Annotated in this window: 15 protein-coding genes and 1 pseudogene; 13 read left to right on the top strand and 3 right to left on the bottom strand. The window is 65.1% G+C overall.

Annotation, left to right across the window (positions count from 1 at the left end; translation table 11 throughout):
- Positions 1-97: 97 nt before the first annotated feature.
- The 6 genes from rfaD to IVB40_RS11970 all read left to right on the top strand — a co-directional run bounded on the left by rfaD (position 98) and on the right by IVB40_RS11970 (position 8,061).
- Positions 98-1,078 carry an ADP-glyceromanno-heptose 6-epimerase gene (gene rfaD, locus IVB40_RS11945; protein ID WP_247400497.1) on the top strand — a complete coding sequence of 327 codons (981 nt, stop codon included), beginning with the start codon at positions 98-100 and terminating at the stop codon, positions 1,076-1,078.
- Positions 1,079-1,089: 11 nt separating this feature from the next.
- Entirely contained in the window at positions 1,090-2,574 is a 1,485-nt protein-coding gene (gene rfaE1 / locus IVB40_RS11950) for a D-glycero-beta-D-manno-heptose-7-phosphate kinase (RefSeq protein WP_247400496.1), read from the top strand.
- Positions 2,571-3,857: an O-antigen ligase family protein gene (locus IVB40_RS11955; protein WP_247818919.1), complete on the top strand. Its 1,287-nt coding sequence runs from the start codon at positions 2,571-2,573 to the stop codon at positions 3,855-3,857. The genes rfaE1 and IVB40_RS11955 overlap by 4 nt, the downstream gene beginning before the upstream one ends.
- 123 nt (positions 3,858-3,980) lie before the next feature.
- Positions 3,981-5,894 carry a nucleoside-diphosphate sugar epimerase/dehydratase gene (locus IVB40_RS11960; RefSeq protein ID WP_247818920.1) on the top strand — a complete coding sequence of 638 codons (1,914 nt, stop codon included), beginning with the start codon at positions 3,981-3,983 and terminating at the stop codon, positions 5,892-5,894.
- A gap of 2 nt (positions 5,895-5,896) precedes the next feature.
- On the top strand, positions 5,897-7,117 hold the full coding sequence (locus IVB40_RS11965) for a glycosyltransferase family 4 protein (protein ID WP_247400495.1): 1,221 nt from the start codon (positions 5,897-5,899) through the stop codon (positions 7,115-7,117).
- Positions 7,114-8,061, top strand: coding sequence for an NAD-dependent epimerase/dehydratase family protein (locus IVB40_RS11970; protein ID WP_247290148.1), 948 nt, complete (start codon positions 7,114-7,116; stop codon positions 8,059-8,061). Before IVB40_RS11965 ends, IVB40_RS11970 begins: the two co-directional genes overlap by 4 nt.
- On the opposite strand, the gene IVB40_RS11975 is transcribed toward IVB40_RS11970, so the two are convergent.
- The 3 genes from IVB40_RS11975 to IVB40_RS11985 form a co-directional block, all read right to left on the bottom strand.
- On the bottom strand, positions 8,049-9,068 hold the full coding sequence (locus tag IVB40_RS11975; protein WP_247290145.1) for a glycosyltransferase family 4 protein: 1,020 nt from the start codon (positions 9,066-9,068) through the stop codon (positions 8,049-8,051). The genes IVB40_RS11970 and IVB40_RS11975 overlap by 13 nt on opposite strands.
- The gene (locus IVB40_RS11980) at positions 9,065-10,024 is read right to left on the bottom strand and encodes a lysylphosphatidylglycerol synthase transmembrane domain-containing protein (protein ID WP_027566831.1); all 960 of its coding nucleotides are present in this window, start codon (positions 10,022-10,024) and stop codon (positions 9,065-9,067) included. Before IVB40_RS11980 ends, IVB40_RS11975 begins: the two co-directional genes overlap by 4 nt.
- Positions 10,025-10,175: 151 nt before the next feature.
- Positions 10,176-10,373, bottom strand: coding sequence for a hypothetical protein (locus tag IVB40_RS11985; RefSeq protein ID WP_247290851.1), 198 nt, complete (start codon positions 10,371-10,373; stop codon positions 10,176-10,178).
- Here IVB40_RS11985 and IVB40_RS11990 point away from each other — a divergent pair.
- The 7 genes and pseudogenes from IVB40_RS11990 to IVB40_RS12020 all read left to right on the top strand — a co-directional run.
- A pseudogene (locus IVB40_RS11990) lies at positions 10,293-10,558 on the top strand (UDP-glucuronate 5-epimerase); the annotation flags it as partial. The gene IVB40_RS11985 and the pseudogene IVB40_RS11990 sit on opposite strands and share 81 nt — an antisense overlap.
- Before the next feature lie 7 nt (positions 10,559-10,565).
- Positions 10,566-11,978, top strand: a complete 1,413-nt coding sequence (locus IVB40_RS11995) for a mannose-1-phosphate guanylyltransferase/mannose-6-phosphate isomerase (protein ID WP_247400494.1) — start codon at positions 10,566-10,568, stop codon at positions 11,976-11,978.
- Positions 11,979-12,162: 184 nt separating this feature from the next.
- Positions 12,163-13,167, top strand: a complete 1,005-nt coding sequence (locus tag IVB40_RS12000; protein WP_247287417.1) for a Gfo/Idh/MocA family oxidoreductase — start codon at positions 12,163-12,165, stop codon at positions 13,165-13,167.
- 33 nt (positions 13,168-13,200) lie between these two features.
- On the top strand, positions 13,201-14,352 hold the full coding sequence (locus IVB40_RS12005) for a DegT/DnrJ/EryC1/StrS family aminotransferase (protein ID WP_247287458.1): 1,152 nt from the start codon (positions 13,201-13,203) through the stop codon (positions 14,350-14,352).
- Positions 14,353-14,395: 43 nt separating this feature from the next.
- On the top strand, positions 14,396-15,922 hold the full coding sequence (murJ, locus tag IVB40_RS12010) for a murein biosynthesis integral membrane protein MurJ (RefSeq protein ID WP_247400492.1): 1,527 nt from the start codon (positions 14,396-14,398) through the stop codon (positions 15,920-15,922).
- A 162-nt stretch (positions 15,923-16,084) separates the two neighbouring features.
- On the top strand, positions 16,085-16,501 hold the full coding sequence (locus IVB40_RS12015) for an SRPBCC family protein (RefSeq protein WP_247287415.1): 417 nt from the start codon (positions 16,085-16,087) through the stop codon (positions 16,499-16,501).
- A gap of 306 nt (positions 16,502-16,807) precedes the next feature.
- On the top strand, positions 16,808-17,065 hold the full coding sequence (locus IVB40_RS12020; protein WP_245287753.1) for a DUF1127 domain-containing protein: 258 nt from the start codon (positions 16,808-16,810) through the stop codon (positions 17,063-17,065).
- Positions 17,066-17,244: the final 179 nt, after the last annotated feature.

The following is a 17,244-nucleotide window of genomic DNA, read 5'->3' on the forward strand; positions in this document are numbered from 1 at the left end:
AAAGCCGGCAAAGCGGCCATCCCAAAACCGCTTACACTTTGGAGGATCATGCGCTAGGGCAAGATCGGGTCGCAAAACATCGGGCAGGCTAGGTGAAATGTTGCTGGTGACCGGCGGGGCCGGTTTTATCGGATCGAATGTCGTCGCCGCGCTGAACGAGGCCGGCCGCAGCGACGTCGTCGTCTGCGATTTCCTTGGCACGGAGGGCAAATGGCGCAATCTCGCCAAGCGGCAGCTTGTAGATATCGTGCCGCCGGCTGAGCTGCCGGACTGGCTGAAGGGCCGCAAGCTCGATGCCGTGATCCATCTCGGGGCGATATCCGCGACCACGGCGACCGACGGCGACCTGGTGTTCGAGACCAACTTCCGCCTGTCGATGCGCCTCCTGGACTGGTGCACGGCAAATGCGGTGCCGTTGATCTATGCCTCCTCGGCGGCGACCTATGGCGACGGCGAGGCTGGATTTGACGACGATGCTTCGATCGCTGCGTTGAAGAAACTGCGGCCGATGAACCTCTACGGCTGGAGCAAGCACCTGTTCGATCTCGCCGTCGCCGAGCGCGCCGCGAAGGGCGAGAAGCTGCCGCCGCAATGGGCCGGACTGAAATTCTTCAACGTGTTCGGCCCCAACGAATACCACAAGGGCTCGATGATGAGCGTGCTGGCGCGGCGCTTCGACGACGTCAAAGCGGGCCGCGTCGTGCAATTGTTCAAGTCGCATCGCGAGGGCATCGTCGATGGCGATCAGCGCCGCGATTTCATCTATGTCGACGACGTCGTGCGCGTGATCATGTGGCTGCTGGCAACGCCCTCGGTGTCCGGCATCTTCAACGTCGGCACCGGCAAGGCACGCAGCTTCAAGGATCTGATGCTGGCAGCTTATGCCGCGCTCGGCGCAAGTCCCAACATCGAATACATCGACATGCCCGAGCAGATCCGCGGCAGCTACCAGTACTTCACCCAGAGCGAGGTCGATCGCCTCCACCGCGCCGGCTATAATGGTGGTTTCACCACGCTCGAGGACGCGGTGAAGGCCTATGTCGGCGACTATCTCGACCGGCCCGACCGCTTCCGCTGAGGCCCATCACCATGCCGACGCCCATTCTCGATTTCGATGCGCTCGCGCAAGCCATCTCAGGCCGCACGGTCCTGTGCATCGGCGACATCATGCTGGACGAGTTCGTCTATGGCGAGGTGTCGCGGATCTCGCCGGAAGCGCCGGCGCCCGTCATCACGGCACAGCGCAGCGAGATCCATATCGGCGGTGCCGGCAACGTCGCGCGCAACGTCGCCGCGCTCGGCGCGCGCTGCATCTTTGTCGGCCTCGTCGGCGAGGACGATGCGGGCAGGCAGCTCGCCTCGACGCTTGCGGAGCAGGGCGCAATCGAAAGCGTGCTGGTGTGCGACCCCTCGCGTCCGACCACGCGAAAAGTGCGTTTCGTCTCCGAGCATTTTTCCACGCACATGCTGCGCGCGGATTGGGAGCAGGCACAGCCTGCTTCCGATACGATCGAGACCAAGCTGATCGAGGCGATCCTGCCGCAGATCGCGCGCGCCGACATCGTGTTGCTGTCCGACTACGCCAAGGGGGTGCTGACCGCCCGCGTCATCCGCCACACCATCGACGCCGCGCGAAAACTCGGCAAGCCCGTGATCGTCGATCCCAAAAGCCTGAACTGGGCGATCTATCGCGGCGCGACGCTGCTCACGCCCAATCGCAAGGAATTTTCGGAAGCGACCCGAAGCCGCGCCGACACGCCGCAGAGCATCGTCGATGCCAGCGAGGACGTGATGCGGCTCGCCGATTGCGAAGCAATCCTTGTCACGCAAGGCGAGCACGGCATGACGCTGGTGCCGCGCAACGGCGAGGCCGTTCACGTTCCGGCGTTCCCGGTCAAGGTACGCGACGTCTCCGGCGCCGGCGACACCGTTGCCGCGGCGCTCGCGGTGTCGCTCGCCACGGGCGCGGACTGGGACACGGCGCTACGCATGGCCAGTGCCGCGGCCGCCGTCGCCGTCAGCAAGCAGGGCACCGCCAGCGTAAGTGTGGCCGAGCTGAAGCGAAAGATATTGCCGCATGCCTATCTCGCGGCCGAGGAGAAGATCGTGCTCGAGCCCGGCGCGCTCGACGCGCAGCTCGCGGAATGGAAGAAGCAAGGCCAACGCGTCGGCTTCACCAATGGCTGCTTCGACATCCTGCATCCCGGCCACGTCAAGGTGCTGACAGCGGCGCGCTCCGCCTGCGACCGCCTGATCGTGGGGCTGAACAGCGACGCTTCGGTACGGCGGCTGAAGGGCGCCGATCGCCCCGTTCAGGACGAGCGAGCGCGTGCGGAAGTGCTGGCGGCGCTCGAAGCCGTCGATCTCGTCGTTATTTTCGATGAAGATACGCCGATCGACCTGATCACCCGCATCAAGCCGAGTGCGCTGATCAAGGGGGGCGATTACACCCGCGAGCAGGTCGTCGGCCATGAGGTCGTCGAGGCCGCGGGCGGGACGGTGGTGCTGGTCGACATTCTCCAGGGTTTCAGCACGACGGCGCTGGTTCATCGCGCGCGGGGAGAGGGCAAGTGACGACGCTCGCCGGGGAGACGACCGGCCAGGTGCTGTGGCGGCGTCTGCGCAGTCCGGCGGCTTGGTCCGAGACGGTCGATCTGTTCGCGATCCTGACTGCGGCCTCGCTGCCATGGTCGACGTCGCTTGCGGCGATATTCAATGTCCTGATGCTGCTCTGCATGGTGCCGTTCCTCGACGTCCGCGAGTTCCTGCAATCGCTCAGGCGTCCGATCTGCGCGGCGCCGATTGCGCTGGTCCTGCTCGCTCTGGTCGGGACGCTGTGGTCGGACGCGGCCTGGGGCGCGCGCTTCTACGCGGTCAATCCGACCGTCAAGCTGCTGGTGCTGCCGGTCCTGCTCTATCATTTTGCGCGCTCGCCGCGCGGACATTGGGTGTTCGTCGCCTTCCTGGTGTCCTGCGCGCTGCTGTCGGTGATGTCCTGGCTGGTCGCCTTCTACCCCGACCTCGCGCTCAAATCCGACCGCGTCGAGCGCGGCATCTTCGTCAAGAACTACATCGACCAGAGCCAGGAGTTTGCGCTCTGCGCGGTCGCGCTCGCCTATCCGATCGTGCAGTTGCTGCGTCAGAAGCGCTACTGGATCGCAGGGCTGCTCACGGCGCTTGCGCTCGCCTTCTTCGTCAATATGGCCTTCGTGGTGGTGTCGCGCACTGCGCTTGTCACCATTCCGGTCCTGTTCGGCGTGTTTGCGTTGCTTCATCTGAGATGGCGCAGCATCGCGATCATCTCCGCGGCCCTGCTCGTGGGCGCGGTTCTCGCCTGGCAGGCCTCGCCGCAATTGCGCAAGACCGCCGACAGCTTTGCCAGCGACTACACACGCTATGTCGAACAAGGCGCGGCGACCTCGGCCGGGTTGCGGCTCGAATTCTGGCGAAAATCCCTCGCCTTCTTCGCGGAGGCGCCGGTCAAGGGGCACGGCACCGGCTCGACGCGTGGATTGTTCGAGCGGGCCGCGACGCCCGGCGATCAGAACCTGGCGTCCGCCGAGGTGATCGGCAACCCGCATAACCAGACGCTGAACGTGGCCGTGCAATGGGGCTTCATCGGCGTCGCCGTTCTCTACGCCATCTGGATCCTGCATCTGCGCTTGTTTCGCGGCGACGGGCTCGCAAACTGGGTCGGCCTCCTGGTCGTGGTCCAGAACATCTTCACCTCGCTGTTCAACTCCCATCTGTTCGACTTCCACGAGGGCTGGATGTACGTCATCGGTGTCGGCGTTGCCGGCGGCATGGTGATCCGGGCCCAGCAGGCCGAAGCGAAGGCGACAGTAACCGGTTCCTGAACGGCCGCCCGGATCGCAAAGCTTGACCGGCAAAGCTTGACCGGCAAGCCTTGACTGGCATGTCCGGCCGAGATGGGTTATCAGCGCGATCAGGTTGCATTTAACTGGATTTTCGGTCAGCGGATGACGCGTCTTTCGCATCTCACCTTGCGCAATTTCATGATCGCGCTCCACGACCTGCTGGCGACCACGGCGGCGCTGTTCGCCGCCTTCTATCTGCGCTTCGAGGGCGGCGACGGCTTCTTCGATCGCCTGCCGCTGCTGATCCAGATCTTGCCCTATTTCCTCGCCTTCAGCGTGGTCGTGTTCTTCGTCTTCAACCTGACCACGACGAAATGGCGCTTCATTTCGCTGCCCGACGCGCTGAACATCATCCGCGTCGCGACCGTGCTGACGGTTGCACTCCTGGTGCTCGACTACATCTTCGTCGCCCCCAACGTCCGCGGCGCCTTCTTCCTCGGCAAGGTGACCATCGTCCTCTACTGGTTCATCGAGATCTCCTTCCTCAGCGCGTTGCGCATGTCCTACCGCTATTTCCGCTATACGCGGGTTCGGCGTCACGCCCGCACCGGAGATGCCGCGCCGACACTGCTGATCGGCCGCGCCGCGGACGCCGAGGTGCTGTTGCGCGGAATCGAGAGCGGGGCGATCAAGCACATCTGGCCGGTCGGTGTGCTCTCGCCGTCGAGTTCCGATCGCGGCCAGTCCATCCGCAACGTCCCTGTCCTGGGCGGCGTCGACGACATCGAAGATGTCGTCGCCGACTTCACCAAGCGCGGCAAGGGGATCGCGCGCGTTGTGATGACGCCGACGGCATTCGAGCCGGAGGCCCATCCCGAATCGATCCTGATGCGGGCGCGCAAGCTCGGCGTGATCGTGAGCCGCATGCCCTCGCTCGAGAGTGGCGATACGCCACGGCTCACGGCCGTCGCCGTCGAGGACCTGCTGCTGCGGCCGAGCGAAAAGATCGACTATGCGCGGCTCGAGGCCCTGATCGAGGGCAAGGCGGTGATCGTCACCGGCGGGGGCGGCTCGATCGGTTCCGAGATCTGCGAACGTGTCGTCGCGTTCGGCGCCGCGCGTCTTCTGATCGTGGAAAATTCCGAACCGGCGCTCTACGCGATCACGGAAACGCTCGCGGCGCTCGGCACCGCTGCTTCGATCGAAGGGCGGATCGCCGACATCCGCGACCGTGAGCGCATCATGCGCCTGATGGCCGAGTTCAAGCCGGACATCGTGTTCCATGCCGCCGCGCTCAAGCATGTGCCGATCCTCGAGCGCGACTGGAGCGAGGGCGTCAAGACCAACATCTTCGGCTCGATCAACGTTGCCGATGCGGCGCACAGTGCCGGCGCCGAAGCCATGGTGATGATCTCGACCGACAAGGCGATCGAGCCGGTGTCGATGCTCGGCCTGACCAAGCGCTTCGCCGAGATGTATTGCCAGGCGCTCGACCATGATCTTGCGGCGGGTCACGGCGGCGCCAGGCGGTCGATGCGGCTGATCTCGGTTCGGTTCGGCAACGTGCTGGCGTCGAACGGCTCGGTGGTGCCGAAGTTCAAGGCCCAGATCGATGCCGGCGGTCCCGTGACGGTCACGCATCCCGACATGGTCCGCTACTTCATGACCATCCGCGAAGCCTGCGATCTCGTCATCACGGCGGCAACGCATGCGCTCGGAACGCAGCGTTCGGACGTGTCGGTCTACGTGCTCAACATGGGCCAGCCGGTGAAGATCGTTGATCTTGCCGAGCGCATGATCCGTCTCTCGGGCTTGCAACCCGGCTACGACATCGAAATCGTGTTCACGGGCATGCGGCCCGGCGAACGCCTGCACGAAATCCTGTTCGCCTCCGAGGAGCCGACCCGCGAGATCGGCGTCGCCGGTATCATGGCCGCGCAGCCGAACGAGCCGCCGATGCAGACGCTGCGCAAATGGATTGCGGCGCTGGAGCAGGCGATCGCGCGCGACGATCGGGCCACCATCAGGACCATTCTGAAGGATGCGGTTCCGGAATTCGGGTCGACCGCGGCCTGATCATGCAGCCTCGAGGCAAGATCGTCGTGGCGAGCCAGCACTACCCGCCTGATCCGAGCACGACGGCGGCGATCATGGCCGAGATCGCCTGCCGCATCGCGGGGGATCACGAGGTCGTGGTGCTGTCGGGCTCATCGGGCGCGTTGCCGGCCTCGCAGATCGGCCCGGGCAAGCCGCGGGTCGTCGCCGTCAAGAACCGCATGGCGGGCAAGGCGGCGCTGGTGCGGCGCGGCGCCTCCGAACTGCTGTTCGCGGCGCGCACGTTCCTGGCGTTGACACGGGAGTTGAGGCGAGGTGACGTCGTGCTCACCGTCACCGCACCGTTCATGCTGCCTTACGCGGTGGCGGCGGCGGCGAAGTTGAAGGGCGCGCGCTCGGCGCTGATCATGCACGACCTCTTCCCGGACGTGCTGGTGATGGCGGGCCTGCTGAAGCCCGGTTCGATCGTGACCATGACGATGCGCGCCGCCAACAGCCTGATGTTCCGCGCGCTCAATGCCGTCATCACCATCGGCCGCGATGCGGAACGGCCGCTGCTGAGCTATTCCGGCATGACGCGGAGCAAGATCCGCTTCATCCCGAACTGGGCGACGCTCGTGGCCGCACCCCGGCCGGTGACGGCGGATAATCCGTTCCGCAAAGCGCTCTCGGCGGGTTTCGTTGTCGGCCTGTCGGGCAATCTCGGCTTCACCCATGATCCGGAGATCGTGTTCGAGGCGGCGCGTCTTTTGAGTGACGAGCCTGACATCCACTTCCTGCTCTCCGGCTGGGGCATCGGCTTCGAGCGGTTGAAGCAGTTGCAGACTGAGGCGAACTTGCCCAATGTCTCCTTCGTGGGACGGGTCGAGGATGCCGAGCTCGAACCATTCCTGGCGGCTGCCAATCTCTGGATCATTCCGTACCGGAAGGACGTTGCGGGGGTGTCGGTGCCGAGCCGGTTCTACAATCTGCTGGCGGTCGGCCGTCCCGTGGTGCTGGTCTCCGAACCGGAGGCCGAGGCCGCGTTGACCGTGGTGGAGAACGGGCTGGGCTGGGTCGTGACGCCGGGCCGCGCCGATCAACTGGCCGAGGCGATCCGCGCGGCGTCTCGCTCCGACGGTGTCGCCTTTGCGGAGCGCGCGGTGAAGGCGGCGGCGAAGTTCGATCGCGTCACCGCGATGAACGCCTATGCTGCCTTGGTCGACGAATTGTTGCGCAACCCCGAACTGCCGGAGCAACGATGAACGAGCGCAAGCCAGTCGTGCTGGTGACGGGTGCGAGCGGTTTCGTCGGCCGTCACGTCGTGCCCGCACTGGCGCGCGAGGGATGGTCGATCCGCCGCGCGGTCCGCAGACCGGAAGGCATGGACGACGAGGTCGTGATCGAAACGATCGGCCCCGAAACCGACTGGCAGGCCGCGCTTCAAGGCGTCGACGCCGTCGTTCATCTCGCCGCACGGGTGCATCACAAGCACGAAGAGCATGCGGTCCAGCTCTACCGCAACGTCAACATTGCCGGCACGCTGCACCTGGCGCGCAGCGCGGCGACGGCCGGCGTGCGGCAGTTCATTTTCATCAGCACCGTTCTCGTGCACGGTCGCAGCAATGAGGGCCGCGGGCCGTTCAGCGAGGACGATGTCCTGACGCCGCGCGGTCTCTACGGCATGTCCAAGGCCGCGGCCGAAGCGGGCTTGAAGACGCTGGCGCGCGACAGCGCCATGAAGGTCTCGGTGATCAGGCCGCCGCTGGTCTATGGTGCGGGCGCCAAGGGCAATTTCGCGCTGCTGACGCGTGCAGTGAACCTCGGGCTGCCGCTGCCCTTTGCCGCGATCCGCAACCACCGCGCCTTCCTTGCCGTGCAGAACCTGTCGTCGTTCATCCTGCGCCGGCTCTCTCATCCAGATCCCGCGAGCAATTTCGAGATCTTCCTGGTGGCCGACAGGGAGCAGGTCTCGACGCCCGAGTTCATCGAGCGGCTGGCCAAGGCTGCCGGCAAGAGCTCGCGGCTGTTCGGCATGCCGCCGGACCTGCTCGGGACGTTGCTGAGCCTGTTGGGCCGGCAGGATACGCATGACAGCCTGATCGGCTCGCTCGAGCTCAACCTCGCCAAGGCGACCGCGACCGGGTGGCAGCCGCCGGTGTCTCTCGACGAGGGGCTGCGGCTGGCGCTGGTGGCTCAGGACGCCTGAGGGCGGGAGAACCGCCGCAGCACGATGCCGATCGCGATTGCGCCCGCCGACAGCGCGGTCAGCGTGATCGTCATCGAGCCGGCGCGAGCGGTGACGATGGCAAGTCCCGCGAGCACGAGATTGAGCGCGAACACCTCCCCGATCACGCGAGAGACCGTGAAGCCATGGTCGGTGGCACGCTGGTAGAAATGCGAGCGATGCGCCGACCAGAATTGCTCGCGCCTTGCGATGCGCCGAAACAGCGTGATGGTCGAATCCACGAGGTAATAGGCCGGCAGCAACAGCGCCGCGGCGGGCTGCCCGCGCCAGGCGAGCTCGAGCAGGCACCAGCCGAGCAAAAGGCCGATCGGCAGGCTGCCGACATCGCCCAGGAAGACTTTCGCGACCGGCTTGTTGAACGGCGCAAAGCCGAGCGTGGCGCCGCACAGCGCCGCGGCGATCAGCGCGGCCGGCCACGACAAATCGCCGAGCAGTCCCAGCAGCAGCAGCGCGGCGGTGACGGGCACCACTTCCGCCACCGTCATCAGGTCGAGCCCGTCCATGAAATTGACGAGGTTCACGAACCACACGCCCGCCAGCAGGATGAGTCCGCGCTCCAGCGCGAGCGGCAGCGCCGGCACGATGCGCGCGGTCTCGGGCGTGGTGAACACGACGGCGCCGACAGCTGCGGCCTGCAGCACGAGGCGCACGAGCACCGGCAGCGACTTGATGTCGTCGGCAAATCCGACCACGGCGATCAAGACCGTTGCAGCGATCAGCGCCGGCGGAATCGCGATGTTCGCCCAGGCTGCCCAGGCTGATGCGACCAGCAGCGTCGCTGATATCACGGCGATGCCCGCACCCTGCGGGGTCGGGATGCGATGAGAGGACCGCGCGTTGGGCCGCGCCAATGCGTAACGCTGGAGCAGGGGACGGCTGGTCCAGGTGATGACGCCCGACACCAGCGCGGCAATCGCAACGGCAAGCAGCGAGGGTACGGCGCCGAGCGCGTCAACGGCCGCGTTCACTCCGGTACCCCGAGCGGCGCCGATCCCTGCGCGGCTTTCTCCGCGCTGAGGATCCAGACCAGGCCGCCGATCGCGCCGACGATGAAGTACACGGCGCCGAACAGCAGCGAGACGTTGACCCCCTCGTTGGCGGCCAGCCCCGCGAAGCCGAACGCGAGGCTCATGGTGGCTTCACGCACGCCCCAGCCGGCGATCGAGATCGGCATCATCGTGATCAGCATCACCGGCGGCACCAGCATAAAGACGTCGCTGAAGCCGACCGGCGCCGCGATCGACTGCACGACGCACCAGGCGACCACGACGGCCAGCACATGCACGGCGAGCGACAGGATCACGACGGCTGGTCCGCGCGAGCGGCTGAAGATCACGCGGTTGGCGATCACGGCACAGGCGTGGATGTGATGCGTGGCCCACCAGGTTCTCAGCCAGTGCCATTTCAGCGCGCCGAAGACCAGGAAGCCGAGACCACCCGCGAGCGCCGCGAGGTCGACGAGCAGCAGCGCCGAGCGTCCGTGTGGATCGGCGATGAGGCTGTAGCTCCAGGGCAGGCTCGCGACGATCATGATCGCGAGCGCGATCAAACCGATCGCGCGATCGACGAAGATCGAGTAGGTCGCAGCGCGCCAGCCGGCGCCGGCGCGCGCGACGAGCCACAACCGGACCGCATCGCCGCCGATCGCCGAGGGCAGGGTCTGGTTGAAGAACGATCCGATCACGTTGTAGCGCATGGCCCGGCCGAGCTCGAGCGGGGCGCCGCATGCGGCGCTGACCTCGCGCCAGCGCAACACGCCGACGAAGATTTGCAGGAACGTGACGGCGATCGCCAAGCCGATCCAGAACAGGCTGGTCACGGTGAAGCGCGAGAACAGTTCGGACAGATCGACCTTGCGCAGCGCCAGGTAGAGCAGCGCTCCGGAAATCAGGATCTTGGCCGTCGACAGCAGGATTCGGCGCATTTCGCCCGCATGAACAAGGGTTGAAAGCAACCCGACGCAAGGCGCCGAATTCGGCCGCTTTGGTATGGTTTTGGCGTCGATCTTGCAATAGCGGTGATCGAGAGCCCTCATGCAGGGCAGCGGAGCTATTGCGACCCCGTCGATGCGGAGGCTAAAGAGGCGCCGCGGGCGAAAGATCGAGCACGGATCGGGCGAAGCAGACCTTGGGAACAGGATGAGGGATCAGGCGATTTTGGTCACGGGCGCCGCCGATTTCATCGGCTTGATGCCCGCCGATGACCCGGCTGCCGCAAATGCGCCGTCTAAGGTCTACAATGTCGGCAACCACCATCCGGAAGAGCTGATGCATGTCGTCGGATTCTGGAGCAGGGGCTGGGTCGGACGGCGATCAAAGAATTGCTGCCGAGAGACCTTTTGGAAACGTTCGCGGATGTCGAGGATCTGATGCGCGACGCCGGCTTTGCACCGTCAACGCCGATCGCGCACGGAATTCGTAATTTTGTCACCTGGTATCGGAACGACCTCAAGGTTTGAAATGACGATGGACAAACGCATTATCCCCCTGATCATGTGCGGCGGTGCCGGAACGCGGCTGTGGCCGGCTTCGCGCGAGGTGCGCCCCAAGCAATTCCTGCCGCTGTTCGGCACCCGCTCGACCTTCCAGGACACGCTGCTCCGCGTCTCGGAGGCCTCGCTGTTCGATCGCCCGATCGTCATCACCAATGCCTCCTACCGCTTCATGGTGCTGGAGCAGCTCGCGGAAATCGGCATCGAGGCCGACGTGATCCTCGAGCCGATGCGGCGCGATTCCGGCCCTGCGATCGCAGCCGGTGCGGTGTTCGCGCAGAACCGCGCGAGTGAAGCGATCGTGCTCGCGCTCGCCGCCGACCACGTGGTGCAGGACAATGCGGCCTTCGTCGCGGCGTGCCGCCAGGGCCTCACCGCCGCGAGTGCCGGGCGCATCGTCACCTTCGGCGTCAAGCCGGAGCGACCGGCGACCGAATACGGCTATATCAGCCCGGGCGAGGTCATCTCCGGCGAGGTGCACGCGGTCGCGCGCTTCGTCGAGAAGCCGGATGCGGTGAAGGCCGCCGACTACGTCAATTCCGGCTATCTCTGGAACAGCGGCAACTTCATGTTCCCCGCCAGCGTGCTGCTCGACGAATACCGCAAGGTCGATGCGGCGAGCGTGGAGGCGATTTCCAGTGCCGTGACCAATGCCGGTCGCGATCTCGGCTTCGTGACGCTGGAGCCCGAGGCGTTCGGCGCGGCCAAGGCGATCTCCATCGACTATGCGGTGATGGAGAAGACCGCGCGCGCCGCTGTGGTGCCGGTGTCCTGCGGCTGGTCCGACGTCGGCTCCTGGCACGCGGTGTGGGAATTGTCGGACAAGGACGCGCAAGGCAATGCTTCGCATGGCGCCGCCGTGTTCGAAGATAGCCGCAACTGCAACGTCACCACCGATGCCGCGCTGGTCGCGCTCGAAGGCGTCGACGATCTCATCGTGGTTGCGACTGCCGATGCGGTTCTGGTCTCGCGCCAAAAAGATGCCAACGGGCTCAAGCGGCTGGTCACAAAACTCAAGGCGGTCGCACCGAAGGTCACCGAGGAGCACCTCAAGGTGCATCGTCCCTGGGGCAGCTACCAGTCGGTCGACAATGGCGAGCGGCACCAGGTCAAGCGCATCGTGGTGAAGCCGGGCGGGCGTCTGTCGCTGCAGAAGCACCATCATCGCGCCGAGCACTGGATCGTGGTCCGCGGCACAGCCCGCGTCACCGTCAACGAGACCGTCAAAAGCGTGCACGAGAACGAGTCGATCTACATTCCGATGGGCGCGGTGCACCGGATGGAGAACCCCGGTAAAATCATGCTGGAGCTGATCGAGGTCCAGACTGGAAGCTATCTCGGGGAAGACGACATCATCCGGATTGAAGACGACTATCAAAGGTCGTAACCAGCACACTCCGAATCACGCGACCCGGGCCAAAAGAGTGGTCTCTTTCAGGGGCTTAAGGCCCGGGAAACGTGTAACTTTTTGAATCAAATCGTGTCCGGACCGCTAGCTCCCCATTCGCCACAAATGTGGCGTCCGTGCTAGAAGCGCCCCGGGGATTTGCGTTGAATCGGGGTTTGCTCAAATGAGTTCCACAGGATCGGCACCGGCAAAGGCCGGCTTGCGCGTCGGCGTCATTGGCGCCGGCGTGATGGGCAGCAACCACGCGCGCGTGCTCGCGGGTCTTCCCGGCGTCAACCTCGTCGGCGTCGTCGATCCTTCGCCGGCACATCGCACCCGGGCGATGGAGCTTGCCAATTGCGCGAGCTTCGAGACGCTCGACCAGCTGCTGGCGGAAGGCGTCGATGCCGTCACCATCGCGGCGCCGACCCATCTGCATCACGAGGTCTCGCTCGCCTGCATCGCCAAGAACATCCACGTGATGGTCGAGAAGCCGATTGCGTCCACGGTCGCGGAAGGCCGCGAGATCGTCACGGCGGCTCAAAAGGCCGGCGTGACGCTGATGGTCGGCCATGTCGAGCGCTTCAATCCGGCGGTCGCCGCCGTCAAGCAGGCGATCGCGGGCGAGGATATTCTGTCGATCGCGATCACGCGCGTCGGCCCGTTTCCGCCGCGCATGTCCAATGTCGGCGTCGTCATCGATCTCGCCGTGCACGACATCGATCTGATCCGCTGGTTCACCGAGTCCGACATCGTCGAGGTGCAGCCGCAATTGTCGAGTGCGGTCGCCGAGCGCGAGGACATCGCGCTCTTGCAGTTCCGCACCGCCAACGGCGTGCTCGCGCACATCAACACCAACTGGCTGACGCCGTTCAAGGCGCGTAGCGTCACGGTCGCGACCCGCGGCAAATACGTGATGGGCGATCTCTTGACGCGCCAGGTCACCGAATGTTTCGGCTTCAAGCCTGACGGCAGCTATTCGATGCGGCATCTTCCGGTCGGCCATGACGAGCCGCTCCGCGCCGAGCTGATCGCGTTCCTCAAGGCCGTGCGCAACGGCGAGACGCCGGCGGTCACCGGCGACGAAGGTGTCGCCAGCCTCGAGATCGCGACGCAGTGCCTGGAAACGCCGTCGCGGCCCGCGGCCACGTCGTCGGCCCGCAAGGGTCCGCGCCGCGTTGCCGGTTGAACTCTTTCCATGTCGACTAGCCAAGAAGGCGCCATGAACCAGCATCTGCGTTCCGAACCCATTCCCTTCATCGACGTCGCCTCGCAGCGCCGCCGGCTCGGCGACTCGCTCGATGCTGCCGTGAAGCGGGTTCTCGACCATTGTCAGTTCGTCAACGGCCCTGAAGTCGCCGAGCTCGAGAAGCAGCTTGCGGCATATTGCGGCGCCAAGCATGTGATCGGCTGCGCCAGCGGCACCGATGCGATCCTGATGGTGATGATGGCGAAGAATGTTGGGCCCGGCGACGCCGTGCTGTGTCCGTCCTTCACCTTCATCGCGACGGCTTCGCCGGTGGCGCGGACCGGCGCGACGCCGGTTTATGTCGACGTTGACGAAGCCACCTTCAACATGAGCCCGGAATCGCTAAAGCGCGGCATCGCGACCGCCCGCAAGGCCGGCCTCAAGCCGGTCGCGATCATTCCGGTCGATTTGTTCGGCCAGCCGGCCGATCACGATGCCATCGCCGAGATCGCCAAGGCTGAAGGCCTGTTCGTGCTCGACGACGCAGCGCAGGGTTTTGGCGCGAGCTACAAGGGCCGCAAGCTCGGCACGTTGGCACTCGCCACCGCGACCAGCTTCTTCCCCGCAAAACCGCTCGGCTGCTTCGGCGACGGCGGCGCGATCTTCACCGATGACGACGAGCTCGCGGCGACGCTGCGCAGCATCCGCGTGCACGGGCAGGGCGTGGACAAATACGACAACGTCCGCCTCGGCCTGACCGGCCGGCTCGATACCATGCAGGCCGCGATCCTGATCGAGAAGCTGAAGATCTTCGACGACGAGATCGCCGCCCGCAACAAGGTCGCCGAGCGCTACGCGCGCGGTCTCAGCAATGTGGTCACCGTGCCGCGCGTTGCTCCCGGCAACACCTCGGTCTGGGCGCAGTACACGATCCGCCTCCCTGAGGGCACCGACCGCGACGGCTTTGCCGCCGCGCTGAAGGCCCAGGGCGTGCCGACGGCGATCTATTACGGCAAGTCGATGCATCAGCAGACGGCCTACAAGCAGTACCCGGTGGCCGAGGGCGGCCTGCCGGGCTGCGAGAGCCTGTCGCAGGACGTCATCAGCCTGCCGATGCACGCCTACCTGACCGAAGCCGATCAGGAGCGAATCATCGCGGCCGTGCGCGGCGCGCTTTCAACCTGAATTCGCCGTTTTGCTGCGCGAGCTCTTCCTTTAGAAGGGAACGATGCTCGGACGTATCTTCACGGTTGGTGGTTACACGCTGCTCTCGCGGCTGACGGGATTTGCCCGCGACATCATGCTTGCGGCGATTCTCGGCGCCGGCCCCGTGGCCGACGCCTTTTTCGTGGCGCTGCGGCTGCCCAACCATTTCCGTGCGATCTTTGCCGAGGGCGCCTTCAACGCGGCCTGGGTGCCGGCCTATGCGCACGTCCATGGCGAGCGCGGGGAGGGGGCGGCAAGATTGTTCGCCGACCGCATCTTCACGCTGCTGCTGGCCTCGCAGGTGGTGCTGCTGATCGTCGCCTGGCTGTTCATGCCGCAAGCCATGAGCCTTCTGGCCCCCGGCTTTTCCGAGGACGCCGAGCAGCGCAAGCTCGCGATCGAGCTGACCCGGATCACCTTTCCCTATCTGCTGCTGATCACGCTGGTGACGCTCTATGGCGGCATGCTCAACGTGATGCAGCGCTTCGCGAGCGCCGCAGCCGCGTCGATCTTCCTCAACGTCTCGATGATGATGACGCTGGCGCTTGCCGCCTGGTTTCCCAGCGCGGGCCACGCCGCCGCCTGGGGCGTCCTGATCTCCGGCTTTTTGCAGTATTTCTTGCTCGCCGGCGATCTCGCCCGCCACGGCGGCCTGCCGCGCTTTGCGCCACTCAAGCTCGACGAAGACGTCCGCGCATTCTTTAGGGCACTCGGGCCTGCGACGCTGGGCTCGATGGGCACGCAGCTGGCGCTGTTTGCCGACACCATCATCGCGACCTTCCTGCCTGCGGGCGCGCTGTCGGCGCTGTATTACGCCGACCGCCTCAACCAGCTCCCGATCGGCGTGATCGGCATTGCCATCGGCACGGTGCTGCTGCCGGAGATGTCGCGGCGGATCACGGCCAACGACCATGACGGCGCGATGAAGGCTCAGCGCCGCGCCTTCGATTTCACGCTGTTGTTCTCGGTGCCGTTCGTCGCCGCCTTCCTCTCTGTGCCCGACGCGATCATGCGCGCGCTGTTCGCTCGCGGTGCGTTCTCGAAAGCCGATGCCGCCGCCGCCGGCGCCACGCTCGCGGCCTATGCCATCGGCCTGATCCCCTTCGTGTTGATCCGCAGCGCGGTCGCGACCTTCTATGCGCGCAAGGACACGGCAACGCCGGTTCGCGCCTCCCTGACCGGCATCGCGGTCAACGTCGCGCTCAAGGTCGCCTTGATGGGATCGTTGGCACAGATCGGGCTAGCGCTGGCCACTGCTGTCGGCGTGTGGACCAACCTGCTGCTGGTGCTGTTCTTCGCGGTGCGGCGAGGCTTTCTCGTGCTGGACCGCGTCTGGCTGTTGTCGCTCGCCAAATTCCTGCTGACCGGGATCATCCTGGCGGCAGCCTTCTGGCTCATCGCGCGCTTTGGCGGTCCTTCGTTGGACGCGATGCCCTTCCGGGACGAATTGACGCTGCTTCTGCTGGCCGTCGGGGGCACGATCGTCTATGCGCTCGCCATCCTCGCCCTGTTCGGCCGGCGCTGGCTGGTCTCGCTGGTGCGGGGCTAGCTTTTTCATATTTTCAACGCATTGACGGCTCGACCTTGTCGGCATGGGCCAGTCTCGATCGTCCTTGGATCGACACATCTCGGAAGTGCGGCGGATGACCCCGCACAATTGACGTGATGCCGTCACCTTGAGCCGGCAAAAATCGAACCAGGAGCACTGTTTATGAGGATCACCGTCGAAACCAACGTAGCAGCCCCCATCGATCAGGTCTGGCGCGCTTATACGACGCCGGCCGACATCATGAAGTGGAACGCCGCGTCCGACGACTGGCATACGACCAAGGCGACCGTCGACCTGCGAGAAGGCGGTGTCTTCTCATCGCGCATGGAGGCCAAGGACGGCAGCATGGGCTTTGACTTCGCCGGTACCTACACGAAAATCATCGAGCATAAGCGGATCGAATACGCGTTCGGCGAGCGAAAAGCCGAAGTCGAGTTTGTGCCCGGCCCAAAGGGCATTCTCGTCCGCGTGGTCTTCGATGGCGAATCGACGCATTCGGTCGAGCAGCAGCAAGGCGGTTGGCAGGCAATCCTCGACAACTTCGCACGATACGTAGAAGCGAAGCAGACGAAGTCCTGAGGGCGTGTGTAGGGGCAAGAAAGCGCCAGAGTAAGGGACTCGCCTCCAGGATGCAGCGAACCTCTACACATCTCTTGATTTTGCGCGATTGCTGTGGTAATCGCAGCGCATGATCAAATCGTCGCGCAAACTCAACCGCAATCACATGACCCGCTTCGGCTGGGCCGTGGAAGGAGTCGTGCGCTAGGAATTCGACGACGACATCTTTTCACCAGGCCCCGCCGGCATCGGACGGGGCCTTTTGTTTGGCCACGCTTCCTGCCGGCACAACAGCAGGAGCGGCCGATGCGACCCCAACAGACGAACATGACATCCGAGACCGAGAGGCTCCCTCTCGAACTTGCCTCGACGTGGAGCATCCCAGGCTTGCTCGCGCAATACTGGCGTGCGCTCCAGGACTGGCGCTGGCGGCAGGGTCCACACCTCGCCTTGCAGGACCTGAGTGACAGGGAGCTGATGGATATCGGCATAACGCGTGGCGAGGTCGACTACATCTCGCCGGAACGGGCTATCGATAGGCTGAGGGATCACGCCAGAGATCTATGGAGCCGCGGGGGGATGTAACTGATGAGCCATCCGAAGCGGAGATGCGCTTTGTGAGCAAGCAGCCGTCGGCACGGCTGCTTGTTCTCAGGCGTGCACTGCGGGCGGGTTCGGCAACTATCATGCCATCAAGCGGACCGATCCTCACAGCGAAATGACCGAGCTGCGGCGCTCCCGTTCCATCCTGCTCTGACAGGTGA

Origin of the sequence: Bradyrhizobium sp. 40, assembly GCF_023100925.1 — a bacterium.
GTDB lineage: Bacteria > Pseudomonadota > Alphaproteobacteria > Rhizobiales > Xanthobacteraceae > Bradyrhizobium.